The following is a 24,812-nucleotide window of genomic DNA, read 5'->3' as shown; positions in this document are numbered from 1 at the left end:
CGGCCGATGACCCATCGCATTCGCGCGCTCGGCGCCGTGTCCGCCGCCCTCGTGGCATCCGCCGGGGACCTCGGGGCGCAGCGCGAGCTGTATCGATCGGACGCGTTCACCGTCACCGACACGTCCGTGCACCAGGGGCGGTTCGCGGCGGTGGCGCTCTCGCGGGACAGCATCGTCAGCACCTATCCGCGCGCCGGGCGCGAGATGCACTTCCGCTTCAGCCTGAACGGGGTGGACAACGAGTTCCCGTCCGGGACGGAGCACACGCTGTACGTGCGCCCGGCGAACGGCGCCATCGTCTCGCCCGTGTACGTCTTCGGGCAGGAGCAGCCGCCGTTCATCCCCACGCCCGAGGCGTATTCCACGAGCGAGGAGGGCGTCGCGCGGGTGACCATCCGCCTGGACCTGCGGCACGTGCTGCGCGAGCTGGAGCGGACCGGCGTGTACGATCCGCCGCAGGGCCCGCCCATCCGCCGCGCGGACTTCCAGGGCGTGTACGCCATCGGTGACGTGGAGCCGCTGAGCTGGGACGCGCGCGCCCTGCGCCCCGGCTCGCCCGCGCAGCTGCGGGACGAGGATGGCGACGGCATCTACACGCTCACCCTGCCGGTCGAGGCGCAGTACACGCGTCCGCTGGCGGATCCAGGACGGGCCGTGTGGACGCGGCAGGCGGACGTGTCTGCGTTCCCGCAGCTGCGCTCGCCGGAGCGGCTGGTGGATGCGCTCTACCGCATGTCGCTGGAAGAATTGACGCAGCTGGTGCGGGAGGATGGCGCGCTCAGCGCCGGGGCCAAGTGGCCGGGCGTGTGGACGCGCGACGTCTCGTACGCCTCGGTGCTCGCCCTGGCCGTCGCGGCGCCGGACGCGGTGAAGCGCAGCCTGATGGCGAAGGTCGATTCGGCCGGACGCATCATCCAGGACACGGGGACGGGCGGATCGTGGCCCATCTCCACCGACCGGATGACGTGGGCGCTGGCCGCGTGGGAGCTGTACGCGGTGACCGGGGACGGCGACTGGCTGCGGCAGGCGTACGACATCATCAGCCGCTCGGCGGAGGCGGACCTGCACGCCATCTTCGACCCGGCGACGGGGCTGGCGACGGGCGAAACGTCGTTCATGGATTGGCGGGAGCAGTCGTACCCGCGCTGGATGGAGCCGCGCGACATCGCCCGCTCGGCGGGGACGAGCACCAACGTCGTCCACTTCGCCACGTATCGCATCCTGGCGAACATGTCGTCGGCCCTGGGCGAGCCGGGCGACTACTGGGCGAACGTGGCGGAGCGCCTGCGCACGGCCATCAACCGGCACCTGTGGATGCCGGACGCGGGGTACTACGCCGTCTTCCGCTACGGGCGCGGCTTTGCATCCCTCGCCCCGCGCTCGGACGCCCTGGCCCAGGCGCTGGCCGTGATCTACGGCGTGGCGGACCCCGAGCAGCAGGGGCTGATCTCGGCCCGCGCGCCGATGGTGGAGTTCGGCGCGCCGACGTTCTGGCCGTACATCCCCGCCGTCCCCTCGTACCACAACGCGGCGATCTGGCCGTTCGTCAACGCGTACTCGCTCTGGGCCGCGGCAGAGGCGGGGAACACGGCGGCCGTGGAGCATGGCCTGGCGTCCATCTACCGCCCGGCCGCGCTGTTCCTGACCAACAAGGAAAACATGATGGCCAGCACGGGCCACTTCGACGGGACGGAGCTGAACTCCGACCGCCAGTTGTGGAGCGTGGCCGGCAACCTGGCCGCCAGCTACCGCGTGCTCTTCGGGATGCGGTTCCGGCCGCACGGCCTGGTCTTTCGCCCGATGGTGCCGCGCGGCTACGAGGGCGAGCGCACGCTTTCGAACTTGCGCTACCGCGGTGCGACCCTGTCGATCACCGTACGCGGCTTCGGCGACGGCGTGGCGAGTGCGACGCTCGACGGCCAGCCGCTGGAGCGCGCGGAGGTTCCCGCGACGCTCACGGGCGAGCACGTGGTGGAGATCACGATGAACGGGCGGTGGCCGGCGGGGCGCGTGAACCTGGTAGAGAACCGCTGGGCGCCCGAGACGCCGTCCGTTACGCTGCGGGGAGAGGTGCTGGCGTGGGAGCCGGTCCCGGGCGCGGTGCGCTACGTCGTGCTCCGAAACGGGCGCCCGGCCGCGACGATGACGGGGACGCGCGTTTCACTGGGCCGGCTGGACCGCGTGGCCGAGTACCAGGTGCTGGCGGTGGATTCCACTGGGCTTGAGTCGTTCCTGAGCGCGCCGGTGCTGATGGCGCGCGACGAGGCGGTCGTCGTGGCGCGGCCCCGGGGAGCGCCGCTGGAGCGCGAGCACGAGGGCTTCACGGGCGCGGGCTACGTGCGGGTGACGCGCGCGACGAACACGACCGTGGAGTTTCCGGTAATCGTGGCGTGCGGCGGTGAGTACCTCATCGACGCGCGCTACGCCAATGGCAGCGGGCCCATCAATACCGACGCGAAGGCGGCCGTCCGCACGCTGCTGGTGGATGGGAAGCCCGCGGGGGTGCTGGTGATGCCGCAACGGGGAACGGACCGCTGGAGCGAGTGGGGCTACGGGACGTCGCTGCGGGTGAACCTGTCGCCCGGCGGGCACCGCCTGACGCTCGCCTACACGCCCCTGGACGAGAACATGGACCGGCGCGTGAACACAGCGCTGCTGGACCACCTGCGCCTGATTCACCTCTCGCCAGCCTCGGAGTGCCGGTGAGGCCGCCAGTCTGAACGGCAGCTTCACGCAGAGGGCGCAGAGATAAAAGAGAGGACGCAGAGAAAAGATGGCTTTTTCTCTGCGTCCTCTCTGTTCCCTCTGCGACCTCTGCGTGAAACCGTCTTTTAGCTGTTCGGGTCGCGATCGATGAGGCCGCTGCTGGGCACCGGCTGCACGGAGCCCTGCACCGTCAGCGGCTCGTGCGCGTCGCCGCCGATCACGTCGTCGTCAGAGGCGTCGCCCGCGTCGTGCACCAGGGTGACGCACGCCGCGGCCACGAGCATGCACACCCCGCCCACCATCACCATGTACAGCGACGCATTGGGGTTGTCCGCCCCGAACACGCCACGGATGATCCTGCCGAAGAACAGGGCCGCCAGGATCTCGGGGATCACGATGAAGAAGTTGAACACGCCCATGTACACGCCCATCCGGTTCGCCGGCAGCGCGCCGGCCAGGATGGCGAAGGGCATCGACAGGATGGACGCCCACGCGATGCCCACGCCCACCATGGCCATCAGCAGCAGGTACCGGTCGTGGATCACCGCCACGCTCAGCAGGCCCACGCCGCCGCAGATGAGCGCCAGCGCGTGCGTGGCCTTGCGGCTCGTGGCCCGCGCCACGACGGGCAGCGCGAACGCCACGGCGAAGGTGACGATGGAGTACACCGCGAACGTGAGCCCACCCCACTCGATGCCCCGCGCGAACTGCTCCGATTGCGGGTCCGTGGCCCCGAACACGTGAGTCGCCACCGTCGGCACGTAGAACATCCACATGCAGAACAGCCCCAGCCAGGTGAAGAACTGGACGACGGCCAGCTGCTTCATGGTGCGCGGCATGTCGCGGACGGCGCCGGCGATCTCCGCGAACAGCGCGCCCGGACCGGAGCGGTGGCGCCGCTCGTGCTCGAACGCCTCCATGTCTTCCGGCGGCGCCTCGCTGGTGGTGAAAACCGTCCACAGCACAGCCAGCAGGAACACCACGGCGCCCATCTGGAACGAGTACTTCACCGTCAGCGGAATGCCGCTGGCCGTGGTGCCCGTCACCCCCATCCGGCTGAAGATGTAGGGCAGGGCGTTGGCCAGGCTGGCGCCGATGCCGATGAAGAACGACTGCATCACGAAACCCGCCGTGCGCTGGCTGGCGTTGAGCTTGTCGGCCACGAAGGCGCGGAACGGCTCCATCGACACGTTGATGGACGCATCCAGGATCCACAGCAGCGCCGCCGCCATCCACAACGTGGTGGAGGTGGGCATGAAGAACAACGCGATCGACGACAGGATGGCGCCCACCAGGAAGTACGGCCGGCGCCGTCCTAGCCGCGTCCACGTGCGGTCGCTGAGCGCGCCGACGATGGGCTGCACCAGCAGCCCCGTCATGGGAGCCGCCAGCCACAGGATGGGCACCTCGTCGGGGCTTGCCCCCAGCCGCTGGTAGATGGCCGACATGTTGGCCAGCTGAAGCCCCCAGCCGAACTGGATGCCCAGGAAGCCGAAGCTCATGTTGAACATCTCGCCGAACTTCAGGCGCGGTTTCTTGCTCACGTCGGTGGCTCCAGGGGGGTGTGGGGGACGGCGCGGGATGCGAATGTGGTGCAGCGCGGCGCACGGCGCGCTGCCCTTTGTACGTTGTTCGTACAAAATTGGGGATGGAGAGACTTTTCGCTACTGCCAAGCAGTTCTACGGGCAGTCGGTGCCGCCGCCGAACATCCACCGGTACGCCGCCGGGAACTCGCGCCGCCAGAACCCCTCGGAGTGCGTCCCGTCCTCCCGCACGTGGCCCACGACCTGGCGCCCCATGCGGAATCCCGCCGCGGCGAGCGTATCCACCATCCGCCGGTGGTCGTTCTCGTACACCTGCGGCGCATCGCCCTCGCGCGCGCCCGTCACCAGGTAGAAGCGCTCGCCGCCGAGCGGACGCGCCGCGCGGGCGTATGCGAAGTTCTGCTCGCTGAACCAGAACGCGGGCGAGAACACTCCCGCCCGGCCGAACACGTCGGGATGCTTGAGCGCCGCGTACAGCGAGATCAGCCCGCCCATGCTGCTCCCCGCCACGCCCGTGTTCAGCCGGTCCGGCCGGGTCCGATAGCGCGCGTCGATGTACGGCTTGAGCGTGTTCGCCAGGAAATCGACGTACGCGTCGCCCTCGCCGCCGCCGTGGCGGGGATGCGTCCACGGCGAATACTCGTCCAGCCGCCGCTGCCCCCCGTTGTCCACCGCCACCACGATGGCGCCCCAGTCACCGGCGGCGTGCAGGCTGTCCAGCGCCTCGTCCACGCCCCACTCGCCCGCGTAGCTGGTGGCGTCGTCGAACACGTTCTGCGCATCGTGCATGTACAGCACGGGATACGTCTTCGCCGTCGTGGCGTAGTCCGGCGGCAGGTAGATCCACACGCGGCGCGTGCGCCCCAGTTGCGGGATGGCGAACGCCGTGTCGAGCACCGTCACCGACGCGCTCGCGGTGGACGGTCTCGCCGGGCGCGGGCTCCCGTCGCGCCACGCCGCCACCGACCCGGCGTACGTCGCGGCGCCCGTGGCCGGCACGACGAAACGGCGGTTGGGGGCGTCCGCGCCCGTGCTGTCGGTTTCCGCCGCCTCCCACGATCCCAAGGTGAACTTGAAATCGACCGGGCCCCGCACGTCCTCGTGCAGCGTGATCGCGTACTCCCCGGACGCCTCGCGCGTCAGCCGGTAATCGGGCGACGCGGGATTCCACCCGTTGAACGATCCCGCGAGGTAGATCGCAGCCCCCGGTGGCGTGTTCGCCGGCGCGGACAGCCGAATGGTGAGCTGCGCGCTCGCCGGGGCGGCACCCAGGAGCAGCGCGCTGGCGACGAGCGCGCCGGTGTGGCGGATGTGGCGATGGACGACGGTCATGGAGCGGTGGAGTGGGACAGGTGCGATGGACGGCAGCCGGCGGATGGAGTCCGCCGGCTGTCGGACGAAGATCAGCGTGCCGGGCGGAAGCGGATCGCCTGGCCGCCGCCGGGTGCCATCTGGATGCGCAGCGTCGTGCCCGAGTTCACCTGCTGCTGCGAGATCGTGATCGGCAGCGGGTTGTCGCGCCAGTTGGCGCCCGGGCCGTCCGCGTAGATCTCCGCCACGTAGCCGCGCCCCGCGGGAAGGAACGAGAGCGGCACCTCGAACGTCCGCCCCTCCTCGTCGCTGATGGCGCCCAGGAACCAGTCGTCTGCCCCGCGCTGCTTGCGCGCGACGATCACGTGGTCGCCGATCTCCCCGTCGATCACCACCGTGGTGTCCCAGTCCACCGCCACGTCGCGGATGAACTGGAAGGCCGGCTGCCCCGCATAGTTCTCGGGCAGGTCCGCCGCCATCTGCAGGGGCGAGTAGAGGACCACGTACAGCGCCAACTGCTTGGCCAAGGTGGTGCGCGGCCGCGACTCGTGCGGCTGCCGGGGCGTGCCGGTGGGGCGCTGGATGAGGATGTCGAAGATGCCCGGCGTAAAGTCCATGGGCCCGGAGATCATCCGCGTGAAGAAGAGGATGGTCTCGTGCTCCGGCGGATTACCGCCTTCGCCGCCCCACGCGTTGTACTCCATCCCCCGCGCGCCCTCGCGCGACAGCATGTTGGGCCAGGTGCGCCGCTCGCCCGTGTCCTTGATGGGCTCGTGCACGTTCACCATGATGCCGTTGCGCGCTGCCGCCTCGATCACCCGGCGGTGGTGGCGCACCATGAACTGCGACTGGTGCGCGTGCCCGTGCTCCGTCCTGTCGCCCACGTACCCGGTCTTCACCGCGCGGACGCCCACGCGGTTGTACAGGGCCATGGCCGAGTCCAGCTGGCGCTCGTACGGGTCGATCATCGTGGCCGTCTCGTGGTGCCCGATCAGCGTCATCCCTCGCTGGCGTGCGTACGCGGCCACTTCGGCCAGGTCGAAGTCCGGGTACGACTGCGTGAAGGAGAAGTCGGCCTTCATGGTGTTGAACCAGTCCTGGTCCCACCCCGTGTTCCACCCCTCCACCAGCGTGCCGCCGAACCCGTTGGCCGCGGCGAAGTCCATGTAGCGCTTGACGTTGGCCGTCGTGGCGCCGTGCTTCGGCCCCTGGCCCCACGTCTCGGTGTTGATGTGGAGTCCCCACCACACCCCGTTGTACTTCATGGGCGTGATCCAGCGCGTGTCGGCGATGCGGCTGGGCGGGTTCAGCTTCAGCGTCAGCACCGAGGGATGCAGGTCTTCCGGCCGGTCCGCCAGCTGCAGGGTGCGCCAGGGAGTGACGAACGGCGCCCGGCCGCGCACCGCCACGCCGTCCGCCCAGCGCGCCAGGGTGGACTGCAGGGTGCGGTTCGACGTCCGCGCCAGGTACATCCCGGCGTAGTCCACCAGGTTGGCCTCGTGGATCACCACCTGCACGCCGTTGGTCATCTGCAGCGCCAGCGGCGTGTGCACCGAGTCCAGGCGGCTGACCGGCGACGAAGAGTAGAGGATCTCCTGCCGGTCGGGTTCGGGGCGGTTGCTGGGGATCCACCAGGCGCGCGCGTTGTCGGCCAGGGCGAACTCCGTCAGCTCCTCCATCATTTCGAAGTCGCGGAAGCCGGCGCTGTCGGCCAGCTCGTAGCGAAAGCCCACGCCGTCGTCGAAGGCGCGGAACACCACGGCGAAGCGGCGGTTGGGCGCGCGGTCCTCGGCGATGCGCACGCGCAGCTCGTGGTGATGGTCGCGCACGCGCGCCACCTCGCCCCACGGCTGCGTCCAGCTCTGGTCCACCGTGTTGCGCGAGCTGCCGGTGATGCGAAGCGCGCTGCGCAGCGAGTCGCCGCCGCGGAAGGCGAAGCCCAGCCGCGAGGGAAGCAGCACCGGCTGCCCGTTGCGGCTGACCGCGTAGTACAGGCCGCCTTCGCGAACGTGTACCGTTACCGTGTTCTTCCCGTCCGGCGAGGCGACGCGTAGCGAATCCTGTGCGTCCGCGGGGACGGCGGACAGGCTCAGGCCCAGCGCCGCGCCCACCAGAAGGGGCCACATCCGAGCGTGCATCTGCATTCTCCTCATGCGTCCGTTCAAAGGCGGGTACCGGCGTGGATGGCGACCGCGGTGTTGGAGGGCAGGCTGAACTGCACCGCGCCCCCCGCTGCGACGGTCACGGAGGTGCCGGCGCAGGCGGCACCCGCCCTGCCGCCGGTGATCACGTCGCAGTAGGTGCCCGCGGCCAGCCCCGTCGGCGTGGCGACGTCCACCGCCGCGGCCTCGCGGTTGATGGCCACGAACCCCTTGTCGCCCCGCGAAAAGGCGATAGCGTTGGCGCCGTTGTCCCACCAGCGGTTCAGGTCCGTGCCGGCCACGGCGCGGCGGAAGCCCACCATCCGCCGGATCGTGGGATCGCGGTGCTCGCACACCCACTGCCCGCTCTGCGCGGCCTCCATGCTGGCCACGCAGCTCACGGGGTTGGTCTCCCCGGCGGCGTTGGACGGGGGGCCGGTGTCGCGCCCCGAGCCCAGGGTGAAGGCGTAGCTCGACATGATGGAGGGATAGCCGTACGGCTGCGCCATCATCCACACGCTCGCCAGCCGGAACGGCACGGGCGAGCGGTAGCCGATGCCGGCCGCGTCGCGCTGGGTGTCGTGGTTTTCCAGGAACACCACGGCCTTGTCCGACGGCATCAATCCCCACGCGCCCACGGAGAACTGGTTCCCCGCGGTCCCGTTGGGGTTCAGCTGCGCCAGGCGTCCCCCGTTGGCGCCCAGGAACTTCTCGCCGACGCCGCGGAACTTGAACTCGGTGATGTCGGCCGCGCCGCCGGAGGCGTAGGCCAGCCCGTAGTAGTCGGTGCGCGACACACCCTCGTTGCCGTAGTCGATCACCTCGGCGAAGTAGTAGGGCAGGGGGCGCCCCTCCGCCGCCAGCGCGCGGTTCACCCGGCCCACGATGGAGTCCAGGTCCACCGGCTGCATGTGCTTGGCGGCATCGATGCGGTACCCCGCCACGCCGATGCGCGAAAGGTCCAGCAGGTACGCGGCGATCTTCCCGCGCACCTCCGGCAGCAGCGTGTTCAGGTCCGCCAGCCCCACCAGCTGGCAGTCCTGCACGTTGGCGGCGTTGCCGTAGTCGTGGACGCCGCACTCCCCGTGGAAGTCGCCCGGAGAGTACAGGCCGGGATAGCTGTACTTGGTGTAGACGGTGCCGTTGCTCCCCGTGCCCGCGCCCGCCGTCATGTGGTTGATCACCGCGTCCACGTAGATGTCGACCCCCGCGGCCTTGCAGCGGGTCACCATGTCGACGAACTCGGCGCGCGTTCCCGAGCGGCTGCGGGCGAGGCTGTAGCTCACCGGCTGGTAGCGCTGCCACCAGGGGTGGCCGCTGATGACGGCATGCTCCTGGGGCGGAGACACCTGCACCGCCTCGTAGCCCGCCGGCCCCAGCACCGCCTCGCACTCGGCGGCGATGTCCGTCCACCGCCACTCGAACAGGTGAACGAACACGTCGCCCGCCGCCGTGTGGCCGCTGGCGCGGTACGTCTGCGGCAGCGACGGCCGCGCGGGCGGCGGTTCGACGATGGGCGGCGGGGGCCCGACGGGCTCCTTGCAGCCGCCGGCCAGCACGGCCAGGGCCAGGAAGCAGGCCGCGCCGGGCCGGAATCGAAGAAGAGGCATGGCGATCGTCCACCAGGTCCACAAAGGGCTGCAGCCCCGCCGCGGGGGCGGCGGAGCTGCAGGAAAACGTCAGTCCGCGCCCCGGATGGCTCCGGGGCCGTGCCGGCTCAGTTGTAGCCGGGGTTCTGGCTCAGGTTGGGGTTGGCCGAAAGCTCCGCCGCCGGGATCGGGTACAGGTCCAGGTGCGCGGGCGTGGCCGTTCCCGCCGGAGCGCCGCCCTTGAAGCTCCAGACGTACGCCCCGCCGGTGTAGCGCCCGAAGCGCACCAGGTCCGTGCGGCGCTGGGCCTCCCACAGCAGCTCGCGGCCGCGCTCGGCCAGGATGAAGTCCAGCGTCATCTGCGCGTCGGTGATGTTGCCGCTGGCGTTGCCATAGGCGCGCGTACGCAGCTGGTTGATGTACCCCAGCGCCGTCGGCCGGCTGCCGCCCGCCCCGCGCACCACCGCCTCGGCGTAGATCAGGTACGCGTCGGCCAGGCGGAACATGGGGAAGTCGGTGTCGGGGAAGGTGGCGTTCGACCCCGCCGCGCCCGCCGACGTGATGTTGCGGAACTTGGGCGCCCCGACCCCCTGGAAGAAGTCGCCCACGTCGCTGATCGTCACGGAGTTCTGCATCACGAAGTACGATGACCGCCGGTCCGCGCCGTTCGAGGGATAGAAGGCGTAGGCTTCCGGCTTCAGCCGCAGCCCCCACCAGCCCCCGTCGAGCCCGTAGCTGCCCGCGTTCATGTTGCCGCCCACGGCCGCGTGGGCCAGGAACGTCATCCCGCCCCAGGTGCGGGTGCGGCGGCCGTCGAAGGTGATCGGGAAGATGATCTCGGGCGACGTGTGGTTGTCGGCCAGGAACAGGTGGTGGTAGTCGTTGTCCAGCTGGTACGCGCCCGAGCCGATCACGGCCTCGGCCGCGGCCCGGGCCTCGGCGTAGCGCGCCTGCCCGGTGTACACCTGCGCGTTGAGGTACAGCTTGGCGAGCAGCATCTGCGCGGCGCCCTGGTCGGCGCGGCCGTACTCGGCCTGGCCCACCGCCGGCAGCTGCGGCAGAATGGCCTTCAGCTCGCTTTCGACGAAGGAGAAGAGCGCCTGCCGCGTGGCCTGCGCCGGGGGCTCGGCGCCCGACCGGTTGGCCTCGGTGACCAGGGGCACGTTGCCGAACAGGTCGGTCGCGTGCCAGTAGCTCAGCGCCCGCAGGAAGCGCGCTTCGGCGCGGTAGCCCGCCACCTGGGCGCGCAGCTCGGCGCCCGCGCCGCGCTCGGCCATGCGGTCGTCGGCGGTTTCGCGCATGAACTCGTTCGCCAGCGCCACCTGGAAGAAGATCCGGTAGTACAGGGCCGAAACGAACGGGTTGCTCGCCGTCCACCCCTGGCGGTTCATCTCCGGCAGCCCCGGGTCGCCCCACCCGATGATGGCCTCATCGGTGGGAAGCTCCTGCAGCGACCAGTACTGGCGAAGGTACTGCGAAAAGCCCTCGTCGATCCCCGAGATGTCGGCCGAGCCCGCCGGCCCCTCCTGGCCCGTCACCGAGAGCCCCGCGTACAGCTTCGCCAGAAAGGCGCGGTACGAGCTGGGGTCGGAGAACACGGTTCCGCCGCTGACGGAGCTCTTGGGCTCCGTCGTCAGGTCGGTGCACGCCCCGGCCGCCAGCAGCAGCCCCGAGGCGACGATCAGCGTTTTGCACGCCTTGATGTTCATGGCTGTATCAGTCCTCGTCTATGCGTTGAGTTCACGCCGGCGCGGTTCAGAACCCGAAGCTGATGCCAGCCGTCAGGGTGCGGGAGCGCGGGTAGATGGTCAGGTCGATGCCGTTCAGTCCCGCCTCGGGGTCGACGCCGCTGTACCCCGTGAGGGTGAACACGTTCTGCACGGTGCCGAACAGGCGCATCTGCTGCACGCCGCGGAACTCGGGGATCGTGTAGCCCAGCGTCAGGTTGTCCATCCGCAGGAACGAGGCGTCCTCCACGTACACGTCCGAGTAGTACTGCGGCTCGCGGAAGCCGTACTCGCGCACCGACGAGTGCAGGTTCACCAGGCCGCCCGCGGCGTTCAGGGCGTTGTAGTAGCCCTGGCTGGAGGCGAGGTTGTTGTAGACGAAGTTGCCCGTCTGCGCCCGCAGGGTGAAGCCCAGGTCGAAGTTGCGGAAGCCGATGTTCGAGGTGTGGCCGAACGTCCAGTCCGGCGCCGGGTCGTGCATGGCCACCCGGTCGTCGAAGGTGATGTTCTTGTCGTTGTTCACGTCCTCGTACAGCTCCATGTCCTCGATCTGCCCGTCGCCGTCGGTGTCGGCGTACACCGGGTTGCCCGCGCCGTCGCGCCGGTGCCGGTACACGAAGAACGAGTTCACCGACGAGCCCGGCTGCAGCACCTGGATGTTGGCGCCCACGCCGCCGGCGATGCCGCCCACCAGGATCTGCTCGGCCCCGCCGCCGAAGGGGTTCACCGTCAGCAGGCGGTTGGTGTTGTGCGCCGCGTTGAAGCTGGCGTTCCAGGTGAAGCCGCCGCGGGGCGCATCCAGCACCTGCGCGTTCAGGCTGAACTCCACGCCCTCGTTGCGGACGCTGCCCACGTTGGTGGTCACGAAGTTCGAGACGTACGTGCCCGCCGCCACCGGAACGGTGAAGATCAGGTCGTCGGTGTCCTTGGTGTAGTACTCCACCGAGCCCGTCAGCCGGTCGTCGAACAGGCCGTAGTCAAGGCCCAGGTTGTACGACGTGGTTTCTTCCCACTGGATGTCGGGGTCCACCGCCGTGGGGCGGATGGTGGTGATGAACTGGTCGCCGAACTGCGCCTGCGTGAAGGCGTCGCCGATGCGGTAGTTGGGCACCCACAGGTAGTTGCCGATGGACTGGTTGCCGTTGATGCCCCACGAAGCGCGCAGCTTCAGGTCCGACATCCAGCCGAAGCGGTCCATGAACGCCTCGTCGCCCAGGCGCCACGCCAGCGCCGCCGCGGGATACGTGCCCCACTGGTTGCCGGGGGCGAAGCGCGACGAGCCGTCGCGGCGCACGCTCAGCGTCAGCAGGTAGCGGTCGGCGAGGGTGTAGTTCACGCGGGCGAAGAAGGCCGCCAGCTTGCTCTCGTCCACGTCCACCCGCGACACGTTCTCCACCGCGGTGGGAATGCCGTTGGTGCCCAGCAGGTCGGTGCTCAGCCCGCGCGCGTAGAAGTACGGGCGGTCGCCGCGCGACGTCTCGTACGAATAGCCGGCCGTGGCGTCGATGTCGCTGTTCAGCGCCGACAGGCGGGTGGTGTAGTTGGCGAACGCCTCCAGCAGCCCCGCCGTTTCGCTGGGGTTGCTGCGGTCCACGAAGCCGGTGGGGCAGGGCGGGTCCGTGGCGGTGCGCGTGCAGGTGGTGCGGTTCTCCACCTGCGACTGCATGATGCTGGGGAAGAAGCGGCGCCGCTCCGACTTGGCCACGTCGTAGCCCACCCGCAGGGTGCTCGACAGCCCTTCCAGGAAGGGCATGCGGTACTGCCCCTCGATGCTGCCGACGCTGCGGTAGGTGGTGCCCTGGTCCACGGCGAGGGCCAGCTCGGCCAGCGGGTTGTTGGGGCCCAGCGGGAACGCCGTGGCCTCGTAGTACCCCCCGGTGGCGGTCTGGATGGACTGCGTGGGGTCGAACACGGTGGCGCTGCCCAGCACGCCGCCCGGGGTGAAGACGTCGTCGGTGCGGGCGCCGCGGACGTTGGCGCGCACGTTCAGGCGGTCGGCGAACATGCGGTGGTTGTAGTTCACCGCGGCCGACACGCGCTCCGTCTCCGAACCGCGCAGCACGCCCTGCTGGTCCAGGTAGTTCAGCGACAGGCGGTAGTTCAGGTTCTCGGCTGCGCCCGACATGGCCAGCTCGTGCTCCTGGCCGCTGGCGTCGCGCTCCACCGCGCCGCGCCAGTCGGTGTTGGCGTTGCCCAGGAAGCCCACGCGGCCGGGTGCGTACTCGGTGACGGCGGCGCGGAAGTCCGTGGCGCTCAGCAGCTCGGGCGAGCGGGTGACCGTCGAGGCCGAGACGGAGCTGCCGTAGTGGAACTGGGGACCGGTGGAAGCTCCCGTCTTGGTTTCGATGATGATCACGCCGTTGGCGCCGCGCGATCCGTAGATGGCGGTGGACGAGGCGTCCTTGAGCACCGTCATCCGCGCGATGTCCTGCGGATTGATGAAGTTCAGCGGGTTGCGCCCCGCCGACAGGCCGCCGCCGGGCTGAAGCGGCACGCCGTCCACCACGATCAGCGGCTCGTTGCTGGCGTTCACCGAGGTGCCGCCGCGGATGCGGATGCTGCTTCCGCCGCCCGGCTCACCGGTGCTCACCACCTGCACGCCGGCCACCTTGCCCTGGATCAGCTGGTCGGGGCTCACCACGCGGCCGGTGTTGAACTGCTCTTCGGAAACCGGCGCCACCGAGCCCGTGACGTCACGGATGCGGCGCTCGCCGTAGCCGATGGCCACCACGCTCTCCAGCAGCACCGCCTGCGACGACAGCGACAGGTCCACGGTGGCCGTCTGGCCGGCGGCCACCGTCACCGTGCGAGAAACCGTGCCGTAGCCGATGCGCGTGGCCTGCACGGTGTGGGTGCCGGCCGGAACGCCGCCCACGGTGAAGCGGCCGTCCGCGCCGCTGACGGTGGTGCGCTGGGTCACGCTCACCGTGGCGCCCGCCAGGGGCTCCTGCGTCGTCCCTTCGACGACGCGCCCGGTGACGGTGCCCGACTGCGCGCTCAACGGCACCGCCCCGAGAAGGCAGGCGGCAAGCGCGAGGAAAAACTGACGACCGAGTGCCATGGGTGTGACCTCGCAGAGGTGGGAAGTGGTGCATCCACCCCCGATCGCCGCCTTCGTGTGGCGAGCGGGGAAGCCCGGAGCGGTACCGGCGTGATCTTGTGGGGCGCACTGGTGTCCTACGAGCAGCATTCCGGAAGCCTCTCTGGCTCGCCTGGCGGAATCGGACTGGATCGTGGGACGGGGTGCGGCGGAACACGGGCTGGATGATTTGTATCGTAAGCTGCCAAACTCGGAATGTCAACATCGTAAAAGGTTCCGGAGGCGGTGGTGCTACGTGCCTGCGGGAATTTGGCACACGTTTTTACAAATTCGCGGCGGGCGCCTGCAAGCTTCCATCGGCGCCCGGTTCAGCGACCGCGCCGGGCTGAACGGGGACCGGTCCGCGCCCCGGTCCACGAATCCGTCCGAATGCGCGCGGGCTGGCGGATGGCGGCCTTGTTCGGCGCGTGGTGCCCGTGCTACGATCCGCCCCATCCGCGTCCCGCTCCCCCTCTCCTCCCCACAGGACCCACCATGCGTCGCATCGCCGTGGCGCTCTGCGCCCTGCTCCTGTCCCCCGTGCCCCCGCTGGCCGCGCAGGCCCCCGCCGCCGTAACGGCCGACTGGCGCCGCGGCGGAGTGTGCTACGAGGTGTTCGTCCGCTCCTTCCACGACAGCGACGGTGACGGCGTGGGCGACCTGCGCGGCCTGGCCGGCAAGCTGGACTACATCAACGACGGCGATCCCGCGGCGCAACGCGACCTGGGCGCCCGCTGCATCTGGCTGATGCCGGTGGCGCAGTCGCCCAGCTACCACGGGTACGACGTCACCAACTACTACGAGGTGAACCGCGAGTACGGCACCAACGCCGACTTCAAGCACCTGGTGGCCGAGGCGCACCGGCGCGGGATCGCGGTGGTGGTGGACCTGGTGCTGAACCACATGTCGTCGGAGCACCCGTACTTCAAGTCGGCGCTGCTGGACCCCGCATCGCCGTACCGCGACTGGTTCACCTGGTCGCCCACGCAGGGCAGGACGCAGGGGTGGACGGTGCCCACCTGGCACAAGGCGCCCACCCGCGACGAGTACTACTACGGCCTGTTCTGGAGCGGCATGCCCGACCTGCGGCTCGACAACCCCGCCGTGCGCGCCGAGGCGGAGCGCATCTCCCGGTTCTGGCTGGAGGAGATGGGGGTCGACGGGTTCCGGCTGGACGCGGTGGGGCACTTCTTCGAGCAGGGAACGGACCCGCGCCACGGCCCGGGCACGCACCCCTGGCTGCGCGACTACCAGGCGTACATCCAGCGCATCCGCCCCGGCGCGTTCACCGTGGGCGAGGTGTGGGACAGCATGGGCGCGGTCCTGCGCTACTATCCCGACCAGCTGGACGCCTACTTTGCGTTCGAGGTGTCTGACGCGCTGCTCGGCGCGGTACGCTCCGGGCGTGGCGACAGCCTGGTGGCGGCCGTGCGGCGGGTGCAGCGCGACATTCCGCCGGGGCGCTGGGCGTCGTTCCAGCGCAACCACGACCAGACGCGCACGATGACGGAGTTCCGGGGCGACGCAGCGCGCGCCCGCCTGTCCGCGTCGCTGCTGCTGACGCTTCCCGGCATCCCCTTCGTCTACTACGGCGAGGAGATCGGGATGGCGGCCGACAAGCCGGACCCGCGGCTGCGCACCCCCATGCACTGGGCCCGCCGCCCGGGCGTGGGCTTTACGACCGGCACCGCGTGGGAGCCGCTGCAGCCCGACTCGCTGACCGCCAACGTCGAGGCGCAGGAGGGCGATCCGTCATCGCTGCTGAACCACTACCGCCGGCTGGTGCACCTGCGCGCGGCCCATCCGGCGCTGGGCTCGGCGGGCGAGTTCATTGCGCTGGACGCCAACCGGGGCTCCGCGCTCGCGTACCTGCGGCGCGCGGAGGGGCAGACGGTGCTCGTCGTCGCGAACCTGGGAGCGCAGCGGCTTTCGGGCGCGGCGCTTTCGTCGTCCGCGTCCGTCCTTCCGCCAGGCCGCTACGTTGCGCGTCCGCTGCTCGGCGGCGGGCGAGCATCCTCCGTCCCGGTGAGGCGCGACGGGCGGCTCGCCGGGTGGATTCCGGTCGCCGCATTGGAGCCGTTCGAGACCTACGTCTTCGAGCTTGCTCTGCGTCGCTGACGAAAAGAATCGCGTCAGACCAAACAGGTAAAGGGATGGGAGACATCAGGGTAGGGCTGATCGGGTACGGGCTAGCCGGGTCTGCGTTCCACGCTCCGCTGATCGCCACGACGCGCGGGATGCGGCTGGCGTTCGTCGTCACCTCCAACGCGGATCGCGCCGCGCAGGCCCGGGCGGAGAATCCCGGCGTGGAGGTGGTGGATTCCGCGGACCGTCTGTGGGAGCGGGCGGGCGAGATGGACCTGGTGGTGGTCGCCTCGCCCAACCGGACCCACGTTCCCCTGGCCCGGGCGGCGCTGCGGGAGGGGCTGGCGGTGGTGATCGACAAGCCGATGGCGGCCACCGCGGCGGAGGGCAGGGAAGTGGCTGACGAGGCGCGCGAGCGCGGGCTGCTGCTCTCCGTCTACCAGAACCGCCGCTGGGACGGGGACTTCCTCACCCTGCGGCGATTGATGGCGGAGGGGGCGCTCGGGGACGTCTTCCGCTTCGAGTCGCGGTTCGAGCGGTGGCGGCCCACGCCCAAGGGCGGCTGGCGCGAGGACCCCGATCCCGCCGGGGCGGGCGGGACGCTGTTCGACCTGGGACCGCACCTGGTAGACCAGGCGCTGGTGCTCTTCGGACCCGTGACGCACGTCTACGCCGAGGTGGGCGCGCGGCGCGCGGGGGTGCGGGTGGACGACGACGCGTTCGTGGCGCTCACCCACGCGTCCGGCGTCCGCTCGCACCTTCACGTGAGCGCCACCGCCGCGGAGCACGGAACGCGGATGCGCGTGCTGGGCACGCGGGCGGCGTACGTGAAGCGCGGGTTGGACGTGCAGGAGGCGGCGCTGAAGGCGGGGCAGCGTCCCGGCCCCGGCTGGGGCGAAGAGCCGGAGGCTGACTGGGGCCGCTTGGGCGCCGGGGACGAGTGGACGCCGGTCCGCACCGAGCGAGGCGACTATGGCGCCTTCTACGCCGGCATCGCCGCCGCGCTGCGGGACGGCGCCCCGCCCCCCGTGGACCCGATGGACTCCATCGCCGGCCTGGAGATCATCGAAGCGGCACGTAGATCATCGGACGATGGCACCGTCGTCCAGCTCCGCTGAACGAAGAGCGGGCGATTCGCGCCGATGCGAATCCCCCGCTCCCTTTTCCCCTGCAGTTCTCCGCGGCCTCCGTGCCTCCGCGCTAGACCCGCCGATCAGCGGACCACGGTATCCACACGGGTGACCTGGTACGGGTACCAGTGCCGCTCGCGCTCGGCGTGCACGTGGATCTCGCCGAGGCCGGAGGGCCGCAGGACGATGTCGGCGGACTCTTCGCCGGCGCTCAGCACCTCGATGGGTACGAAGAGCTGTCCCAGCACCTCCTCGGCCTTGTGGCGCAGGTCCTTGGGGGTCGAGAAGAGCAAGCCGGTCAGATTTTCGGCCTGGTGCAGGGCCGGGTCCTTCGCCTGGGCGATCATGGTCGTCACGCGCACCTCCAGAAACCTATGCGGTTCGTAATTGGAAGAGTTCCTTCCAAATTAGTGATACCCTCGCCGAGCGCAAGAGGTCCGGTTGCGCCTCGGCTCCCCGGGGCACCCCCACCGCCTGTCGTCCTGAGGCCCAAGCCCGCCGAACCCACCCGCAGCACACCCGTCGCGGCCGCAGGATCTAGCCGCGGACACGTAAAAGGCCGGGCGCGGCAGCGGTTACAGGTGCCTTCACCTCGGCTCCGCTGAGGCCCTCACCCGTCCTCGCTTATGCTCGTCCACCCTCTCCCACAAACAGCGTGGGAGAGGGGGTACACTTCAGGTTTCGAGGCGGGGCGGCAGCACAGGAGCAGAGGCCGTGGCCCTGCTGGGGCGACTGAAGTCGCGGCAACAAAGGCCCGAAGTCCGCCTTCGCGGACTGCACGCGCAGTCGAGTGCGTGAGGCCGGCCGAAGCGCAATCGAATTCTCCCTCTCCCCCGCTTGCGGGGGAGAGGGCCGCCAGGGGCATGCGCCGATTCCCCCCGAAGCGCACCGTTCCTGGCCCTCGGGGCTGTAGGGTGCGCAAGGCCGGCCGAAGCGCAGTTAAGGTCTCCCCCTCCCCTGCGCAGCGGGGGACAGGGGCCGGGGGGAGGGGGCTCCCAGGGGCATGCACCGGCACCGAGTCGAACCCCGCCCGAAGTTCTCCCCTCTCCCGCGCTGTTTGCGGGGGAGGGGCCGGGGGAGGGGGAACCGTAGCGACCGCGGTTCCCCCAAACGCAGTTCGGCCCGTCCCGGCAGCTGCCGGGACGGGCCGAATCACACCCTCACGCCGAAGCTCAGACCGGAACCGGCAGCAGCATCCGGAACGAGTTGCGGGCGCGGTTCAGGCGGCTCTTCACCGTGCCCACGGGAATGCCGATCTCCTCGGCGATCTCCTCGTAGGTGCGGTCCTCCACCTCGCGCATCACGAACGGAATGCGGTGGTGCTCGTCCATCCGCTCGATGGCCATGTCGATGGCCTTGCGCAGCTCGCTGCGGTACGCCTCGCGCGACGGGTCGGCCGCGCCGCTGGCGAACTCCACCGGGCGGGCCGGGGCCCCCGACGACGTGGCATCCGGACGCAGCTCCGAGAACGCCGTCTCGCGGCGGCGGGAGCGGTTGCGGAACTCGTTCTTCAGCAGGTTGTTCGCGATCGTGTGGATCCACGTCGAGAACTTGCGGCTGGGATCGTAGCTTTCACGCGCGCGGTGGATGCGCAGGAAGGTGTCCTGCGTAAGGTCCGCCACGCGCTCCTCGTCGTTCAAGCGCTTGCGCAGGAAGCCCTGGATCCGCGGCTCGTACCGCTGCACCAGCACGTCGAAACCGGCCTGGTCGCCCTGCGTATATCGCGTAAACAGCTCTTCGTCGGCCAGGTCGCGCAGCGCCGCCCGCTCCCGGTTCACCTCGTCCAGCCCTTCGATGCTGGACAGGCGCACACGGTCGGTACGCAGCCCCCGGCCAGGGGCGTGCGTGGGCGCTTCGAAAAGCGCGGCCGTCTTGCTGAGGTCGATTGCGGTCTTCATGCCGAGGAATCTAACGCCCCGGCGAGCTTTTGTCGAGGGTTGGGACAGCGTTCCGCCCTGGTTAACCCGTTGTTAATCTGGCACTTACACACGTTCGGGAACGTCCCGGCGCCGCTGGCGTACGCGCGTGCGGGCATCGGCGATGTTGAAGGCCAAAAAGATCACCGACCCCAGCGCCAGGCTCAGGTAAAAGGTCAGCATCCGCCACAGCGCGGTGACGATCCCGATCAGCCCCGCGGGGAGGAGGGCCTGGTACACCACGTAGAACATGGCCTCGGCGCCGCCCGACGCACCCGGCGTGGGAACGAACATCATTCCCGTGAAGATCACCCACTGCAGCAGGAAGAAGAGCACCGGGTCCACCGGCGCCTTGAAGAAGTACGCCAGCGCGGTGACCACCGAGTAGCGGCAGGTCCACTGTACGGCGGTGATCAGCACCGCCAGCACGAACCGGCTCTTGCCCCGGGTGATCACCAGGTCCCTCACCGTCCGGAAGTCGTGCCGCGTCTTGCGCGTGCGCCGCTTGAAGCGCCCGGCGAACTTCAGCCCCCACGCCCGCGCCTTTTCGCCCAGCGCGCCGCGGAGGATGGCGCGGAACAGCAGGCGCACCAGCACGATCAGCACGGCCACCCCCACCACCACCAGCAGCACCTTGCCCCGCAGCTCCCGGCCGATGGAGCGCAGCACGGGGAGCTCCCACGCCTCGGAGATGATGATGGAGGCGGGGATGGCGAAGGCGAAGAACACCAGGTCCTCGATGTACCCCAGCGTGACGATGGACGCCGCCTGCCCCTGGGGAATGCCCTTCTGCACCATCATCCCCCAGCGGAACACCTCGCCGCCGGACGAGGTGGGGAACACCGACGAGGTGAGCTCGGCCCCCAGCGTCACCCGGAACATGTCGCGGAAGCTGACGCGGTGGCCGATGAAGCGGGCCCAGATCAGCAGGCGCAGCGTGTTGGTGACCCAGGGGAACAGCGCCAGGACGATGGCCAGGTACAGGTAGCGGCGGTCCAGGCTGCCCAGTTGCCGCAGCACGTCGTGGTCGGTGGCGAACCACGACAGCGCCAAGTTGCCCAGCACGCCGAAGGGCACCAGGAACATCGCCATCCGCAGCACCCGGTCCAGGTGCCGTGAAAGCTTGCCGGGCTCGTTTACGGGCGCTGCCGTGGGCGTCATGGGCGACGGGGCGAACGGTGGGTGGCGATCACTCGGGCGTAGCTTTCCAGCAGGCGGCCGTTGATGGCGGCCCAGTCGCGCTCGGCGGCGGCGGCGCGGGCCTGCGCGCCCATCCGCGCGCGGCCTTCCGGGTCGCGCAGCAGCTTCTCGACGGCCAGGGCCAGGTCATCCGGGTCGTTGGGACGGGCGATGAACCCCGTACGGCCGGGCTGCACCTGATCCGGCGGGCCGCCGCGGTTCACCACCACCGTGGGCAGCCCCGAGGCCTGCGCCTCCACCACCACGTTGCCGAACGTTTCGGTCGTGGACGGAAAGACGAACACGTCGCCCGAGGCGTACCACCGGGCCAGCCCCTCGCCCGACTGGTGCCCCGCGAAGAAGGCGCCGGGCAGGTCGCGCTCCAGCTCGCCGCGCATGGGCCCATCTCCTACGAGCACCAGCCGGTACTGGTTTCCCCGCTGCCGCAGGATGCGGTCCATCCGCACCAGGTCGGCCATGTCCTTTTCCTTCACCAGCCGGCTGACCATCAGCACGATGGGCACCTCGCCCTCCGCGCCCGCCTGCCGGCGCAGCTCCGGGTCGCGGTGGCCGGGGGAGAAGCGGGCCAGGTCGATGCCGCGCGACCACAGCTCGGTGTTGCCGATCCCCTGGTCCGCCAACTCGGCGATCATGCTGTGCGACGGCGCGTACACTTTGCGGCACCGTGCGTAGAACCGGCGCAGCATCCACCACCCGAACGGCTCCAGCGTGGGAACGCCGTAGTAGCGGAAGTACGAGACGAAGTGCGTGTGAAAGCTGCTGACCGCCGGCACGCCGTTCCGTTCGGCCCACGTCTGCGCCCGCGACGCCATGGGCGTGGGGCTCACCAGGTGAACCAGGTCCGGCCCCCACTCCTTCAGCTCGCGCGCGATCCCCCGCCCCAGCGGCAGCGACACGCGGTAGTCGGGGTACAGGGGAAAGCGGACGAACTTCACCGGCCTCACCCGCCCGCTCCACGACACCTCGGGCCCGGGCACGAAGGGCGAGTAGACGCGGAACTCCACCCCGCGCCGCTCCAGGAACCCGAACAGCTGCGCCAGCGTCCGCGACACGCCGTCCACGTGGGGAAGCAGGCTTTCGGTGAAGTACACCACCCTCAGGGGGCGGCGGCCCGGCACGTCGGATTCGGTCGGCTGCACGGCTGGCTGAACGGGTTGCGGCGGGAACGCCCCGCCAATCTACCGCGCCGGTGCCGCGGCAGACAGGCTGAGGGTGGATGCAGGGAAGGGCACACCCAAAATCCGCCGTCGCTTGACACCCTCTCCGTGCGGCATACATTCACCGGCATCCACCCCTGCCCGCCATTCCGCGCACCCGCCCCCGCTCCCCGCGGCGGGGTGCACTTCCGGCGGGCGCAACCCCGGCCGCGTCCGCGCCGCCGGACTTTCCTGATTTGCCAGAGAGGATTCTGATGTCCGACGAGCGCGAGGATACGACCATCTACACCGCCGTGATGAACCACGAGGAGCAGTACTCCATCTGGCCGGCGGACCGCGAGCTGCCGCTGGGCTGGACCGCCGTAGGCACCCCGGGGCTCAAGCCCGCGGTGCTGGCCTGGATCGAAGAGGTGTGGACCGACATGCGCCCCAAGAGCCTCCGCGACAAGATGGCCGAAGCCGGCCTCGGCTGAGCCTTCCGAAGGACCCGAACGAGCGAGGCCCCTTCCCCCGGAACCACGGGGAAGGGGCCTCGCTCGCTGCGGCACGCCGCCGGGTCAGCCCTTGGCGCGCCCGCCGCTCTTGGCCGCCGTCTTCCGGGCGGAGCCGGACTTGGCGCCGCCCGACGCCGACTTGCTGGCCGACTTCGACGCCGTCTTGCTGGCCGACTTGGCCGCGCCGCCCTTGCCCGACGCCGACTTGCTCGCCGTCTTCGCACCGGTGTCGGCCGCCTTGCCGCCAGACTTGGCGCTGGATTTCGCCGCCGTCTTGCTGGCGGTCCTGGCGCCGGACGAACTTCCGCGCTTCGGCGCCTCTTCCTCCTCGCCGTCCTCGCCCTCTTCCATCGTGGCCGAGATCAGCTTCAGCGAGCGGACCGCGCTGCGCTCGATGAAGCTGGCCATGGCCTCTTCCTCACGCAGGCTTTCCGTGAGCAGCGCCACGCACTCGTTCTCACCCAGGGCCTGGGCCAGGGCGATGGCCGAGCGATAGCCGGCGATCTCGTAGTGCTCCACGCGCAGGCCGTTGCCCAGGTCGAACGCTTCCAGCATGGGGGGCGACGGCTCTTCTTCGCGGACGAAGGAGTCGTGCTCCTCCTTGAGGCCGATGGCGGCGTGGCACTTTTCCGCCACGGCCTCTTCGCCGATCACCTCGAAGGCGCGCTTGAGCCGCTCGATCTGCTCGTACGTCTCCGTCAGGTGCTCGTCCAGCCGCTCCTTCATCTTGGGGTTGCTGCTTTCCCTGTTCATGGCGCCGAGCATCCGAAGGATCTTCTGCTCGGCGTAGAGCATGTCGCCCAGTTCGTGCTTCAGCAGCTCCTTCAATTCCGTCGCGGGCATGGCGTGCGCCTCCGGGGTGATTGGGGTTCAGGTCAGACGTGCGTGCGGCGGCGTCCCACCACCAGCCGGTACAGGAACAGCAGGATCAGTGCGCCCACGACGGACCCGATGAGGCCCACCCGGTTGTCGCTCCCGCCGAACAGCATGCCGCCCACCAGCGAGCCGGCGATGCCCAGCAGGATGGTGACGATGATGCCGCCCGGGTCGCGCCCCGGCATGATGAGCTTCGCGATGGCGCCGGCGACCAGGCCGATCAGGATCATCCACAACATGAGCCCCTCCCCCTCTGATTTTCGTGTACCCCGGCGGCTCCCCCTGGACCCGCCGTCGGGCGCCGCTCAACGCAGACTCCGTGCCGAATCGGGCAGTCGCCGCAAAGCCTTTGCGCCCGAATGCAAAAGGGCACCCTGGCCGTTACTTCCTCAGGGTCATCCCGCCGAGCAGTCGCTGGCAGAGCAGGGGCCCTCGCGAGGCGGCCCCTGCTCCGGCGCTTCAACTCGCGAAGCCCTCCTCCGTCGCCGCGGAGGCTTCGCCGACTGCTTGGGTTCAACTTCCCGCGCCTCCAGGGCAGGCGCCCCGGCGTCCTCTCAATCGGGCATTCACGACAAGCCCGGTAGCTCCCCCGGCGTTGCGGACCGATACACGCAGGGTATTGGTGCCGGCCACGAACCCCGTGGTGAGGCTCAGGGTGCCCAGGTTCGCGCCGTTGAAGTTGCCGGCGGGGTTGCCCGCGGGCTGCGGCAGGTTCGTGCCGGTCACCGGGTTGGTGTTGAGGCGTACCTCGGTGATCTGGTTGTCGCCCAGCATCGCCAGGTCGAGCCGCACGTCGGCGAAGTCCTCGCAAAGGCAGAAATCGACTTCGTACACCGTCACGCCGGTCGATTCCGTGTGGCCCGTGACCCACCGCGCCGGAGCCGCATGCGTCTGGCTCCAGCTCGAAGGGGGCTGCGCCACGACCTGGGCAGCGTAGGGCTGCGTGGATCCGGCGGGATCACTCACCACCCTCCAGTTGGCCACCCCTGTGTGCAGCGAGTCCCGGAGGGCGGGACAGGGCTGAACCGCGACCCGAACGCCGCGGCAATCCTCCACGTCCATGGTCGATACCGACGGCGTCTGACCAGGCCGCTGCCAAGGGCCTGCCGTGTAGACCGCCGTTACCTCCAACTGGCGCTCGCTGTCGATCTCCGCGAAGCCTTCGGCGAACGCAGTGGGTGGAACGCCTGCATGGTCCCGAATGTCCTGGCAGCCGATGTTCAGTGCGCGTCCAGCGGGCAGCGGCGACCTGAAAGTGGGCGAGAGCTGTCCCGCGCGCTCCAACGGTTCGGACCGCGCGAAGCGCTTGCGGATCACCACTTCACTCGACGAGAGGTTCCGTACGTTGATGGCGGTGAAGTACTGCCCGAGGGCCATCACGCCGTTCGCCTCGCGGTACGGCCCGCAGACGAACTTTACGTTGTAGCGGAAAACAGAGTCTCGCGGCGCCACCTGTGCGGCGGCCTCCGGCGCGAGTGCCAGGCCAAGGCACCAAGCCACTGCGGACCTTCGGATCCAGCGCGCGATCGATCGCATGATTGCCTCCGTGGTCATAAGGGGGATGAGCGAGCCGGACCCCAGATTCCGCGGCGCGTCGGCTCAGGCGCGCGCGGACCAAGCTTTGTCTTGCTGGAAAGCCGAATCGTGAGCGTGTTCGACCACCACCGTGCCACCATGGTGGCACGTTCGAAATCGACCGTACGCAAGGCGGGCTCCGGATCGGCGACGCCGGGCTAACCCCCTGTCACGTGCGGGATTACGAGGGTTTTTGATTGGAACGTCCAGCGGAGATGCTGGGGAGACGGCGCCCCAGCCGGGACACGGTGGCATTCTCGTGCCATCAGGAGCCCCGGCTT

17 protein-coding genes are annotated in these 24,812 nt (G+C 69.9%); 4 read left to right on the top strand and 13 right to left on the bottom strand.

The features are described from left to right. Positions 1-6: 6 nt before the first annotated feature. On the top strand, positions 7-2,706 hold the full coding sequence (locus VGB24_RS17110; RefSeq protein WP_331074162.1) for a hypothetical protein: 2,700 nt from the start codon (positions 7-9) through the stop codon (positions 2,704-2,706). Positions 2,707-2,831: 125 nt separating this feature from the next. Here VGB24_RS17110 and VGB24_RS17105 read toward each other — a convergent pair whose 3' ends face one another. The 6 genes from VGB24_RS17105 to VGB24_RS17080 all read right to left on the bottom strand — a co-directional run bounded on the left by VGB24_RS17105 (position 2,832) and on the right by VGB24_RS17080 (position 14,020). Next, complete coding sequence (locus VGB24_RS17105) at positions 2,832-4,208, bottom strand: MFS transporter (protein ID WP_414676732.1); 1,377 nt, start codon at positions 4,206-4,208, stop codon at positions 2,832-2,834. 178 nt (positions 4,209-4,386) lie between these two features. Next, a complete protein-coding gene (locus VGB24_RS17100) occupies positions 4,387-5,583 on the bottom strand; it encodes an alpha/beta hydrolase-fold protein (RefSeq protein WP_331074160.1) in 1,197 nt (398 codons plus the stop codon). 71 nt (positions 5,584-5,654) lie between these two features. Next, complete coding sequence (locus VGB24_RS17095; RefSeq protein ID WP_331074159.1) at positions 5,655-7,700, bottom strand: glycoside hydrolase family 97 protein; 2,046 nt, start codon at positions 7,698-7,700, stop codon at positions 5,655-5,657. A gap of 23 nt (positions 7,701-7,723) precedes the next feature. Continuing rightward, entirely contained in the window at positions 7,724-9,313 is a 1,590-nt protein-coding gene (locus tag VGB24_RS17090; RefSeq protein WP_331074158.1) for an alpha-amylase family protein, read from the bottom strand. A 107-nt stretch (positions 9,314-9,420) separates the two neighbouring features. Next, positions 9,421-11,001 (bottom strand): RagB/SusD family nutrient uptake outer membrane protein, encoded by a 1,581-nt coding sequence (locus VGB24_RS17085; RefSeq protein ID WP_331074157.1) that lies wholly within the window; start codon positions 10,999-11,001, stop codon positions 9,421-9,423. A 46-nt stretch (positions 11,002-11,047) separates the two neighbouring features. Next, a complete protein-coding gene (locus VGB24_RS17080; protein WP_331074156.1) occupies positions 11,048-14,020 on the bottom strand; it encodes a SusC/RagA family TonB-linked outer membrane protein in 2,973 nt (990 codons plus the stop codon). Between the two features lie 573 nt (positions 14,021-14,593). On the opposite strand from VGB24_RS17080, the gene VGB24_RS17075 reads away from it, so the two are divergent. Together VGB24_RS17075 and VGB24_RS17070 are read left to right on the top strand one after the other, a co-directional pair. Next, positions 14,594-16,216 carry an alpha-amylase family glycosyl hydrolase gene (locus VGB24_RS17075; protein ID WP_331074155.1) on the top strand — a complete coding sequence of 541 codons (1,623 nt, stop codon included), beginning with the start codon at positions 14,594-14,596 and terminating at the stop codon, positions 16,214-16,216. Positions 16,217-16,251: 35 nt separating this feature from the next. Then, positions 16,252-17,301 (top strand): Gfo/Idh/MocA family protein, encoded by a 1,050-nt coding sequence (locus tag VGB24_RS17070; RefSeq protein ID WP_331074154.1) that lies wholly within the window; start codon positions 16,252-16,254, stop codon positions 17,299-17,301. A 95-nt stretch (positions 17,302-17,396) separates the two neighbouring features. Here VGB24_RS17070 and VGB24_RS17065 read toward each other — a convergent pair whose 3' ends face one another. The 4 genes from VGB24_RS17065 to VGB24_RS17050 form a co-directional block, all read right to left on the bottom strand. Further along, a complete protein-coding gene (locus VGB24_RS17065; RefSeq protein WP_331074153.1) occupies positions 17,397-17,669 on the bottom strand; it encodes a hypothetical protein in 273 nt (90 codons plus the stop codon). 816 nt (positions 17,670-18,485) lie between these two features. Further along, positions 18,486-19,211, bottom strand: a complete 726-nt coding sequence (locus VGB24_RS17060; protein ID WP_331074152.1) for an RNA polymerase sigma factor — start codon at positions 19,209-19,211, stop codon at positions 18,486-18,488. Positions 19,212-19,295: 84 nt separating this feature from the next. Then, entirely contained in the window at positions 19,296-20,390 is a 1,095-nt protein-coding gene (locus tag VGB24_RS17055) for a lysylphosphatidylglycerol synthase transmembrane domain-containing protein (protein ID WP_331074151.1), read from the bottom strand. Beyond that, a complete protein-coding gene (locus VGB24_RS17050; RefSeq protein WP_331074150.1) occupies positions 20,387-21,568 on the bottom strand; it encodes a glycosyltransferase family 1 protein in 1,182 nt (393 codons plus the stop codon). The genes VGB24_RS17055 and VGB24_RS17050 overlap by 4 nt, the downstream gene beginning before the upstream one ends. A gap of 272 nt (positions 21,569-21,840) precedes the next feature. Here VGB24_RS17050 and VGB24_RS17045 point away from each other — a divergent pair, with 272 nt between their 5' ends. Then, positions 21,841-22,059 (top strand): MbtH family protein, encoded by a 219-nt coding sequence (locus tag VGB24_RS17045; protein ID WP_331074149.1) that lies wholly within the window; start codon positions 21,841-21,843, stop codon positions 22,057-22,059. Between the two features lie 84 nt (positions 22,060-22,143). Here VGB24_RS17045 and VGB24_RS17040 read toward each other — a convergent pair whose 3' ends face one another. The 3 genes from VGB24_RS17040 to VGB24_RS17030 all read right to left on the bottom strand — a co-directional run bounded on the left by VGB24_RS17040 (position 22,144) and on the right by VGB24_RS17030 (position 24,492). Then, positions 22,144-22,923, bottom strand: coding sequence for a DUF892 family protein (locus VGB24_RS17040; protein ID WP_331074148.1), 780 nt, complete (start codon positions 22,921-22,923; stop codon positions 22,144-22,146). Positions 22,924-22,955: 32 nt separating this feature from the next. Beyond that, positions 22,956-23,195: a GlsB/YeaQ/YmgE family stress response membrane protein gene (locus tag VGB24_RS17035; RefSeq protein WP_331074147.1), complete on the bottom strand. Its 240-nt coding sequence runs from the start codon at positions 23,193-23,195 to the stop codon at positions 22,956-22,958. A 274-nt stretch (positions 23,196-23,469) separates the two neighbouring features. Beyond that, positions 23,470-24,492, bottom strand: coding sequence for a hypothetical protein (locus VGB24_RS17030; protein ID WP_331074146.1), 1,023 nt, complete (start codon positions 24,490-24,492; stop codon positions 23,470-23,472). Positions 24,493-24,812 lie beyond the last annotated feature (320 nt).

It is taken from the genome of Longimicrobium sp. (assembly GCF_036399935.1).
GTDB lineage: Bacteria > Gemmatimonadota > Gemmatimonadetes > Longimicrobiales > Longimicrobiaceae > Longimicrobium.
The sequence above is the reverse complement of the archived record's forward strand: the minus strand, read 5'-3'. Positions and strand labels throughout refer to the sequence as shown.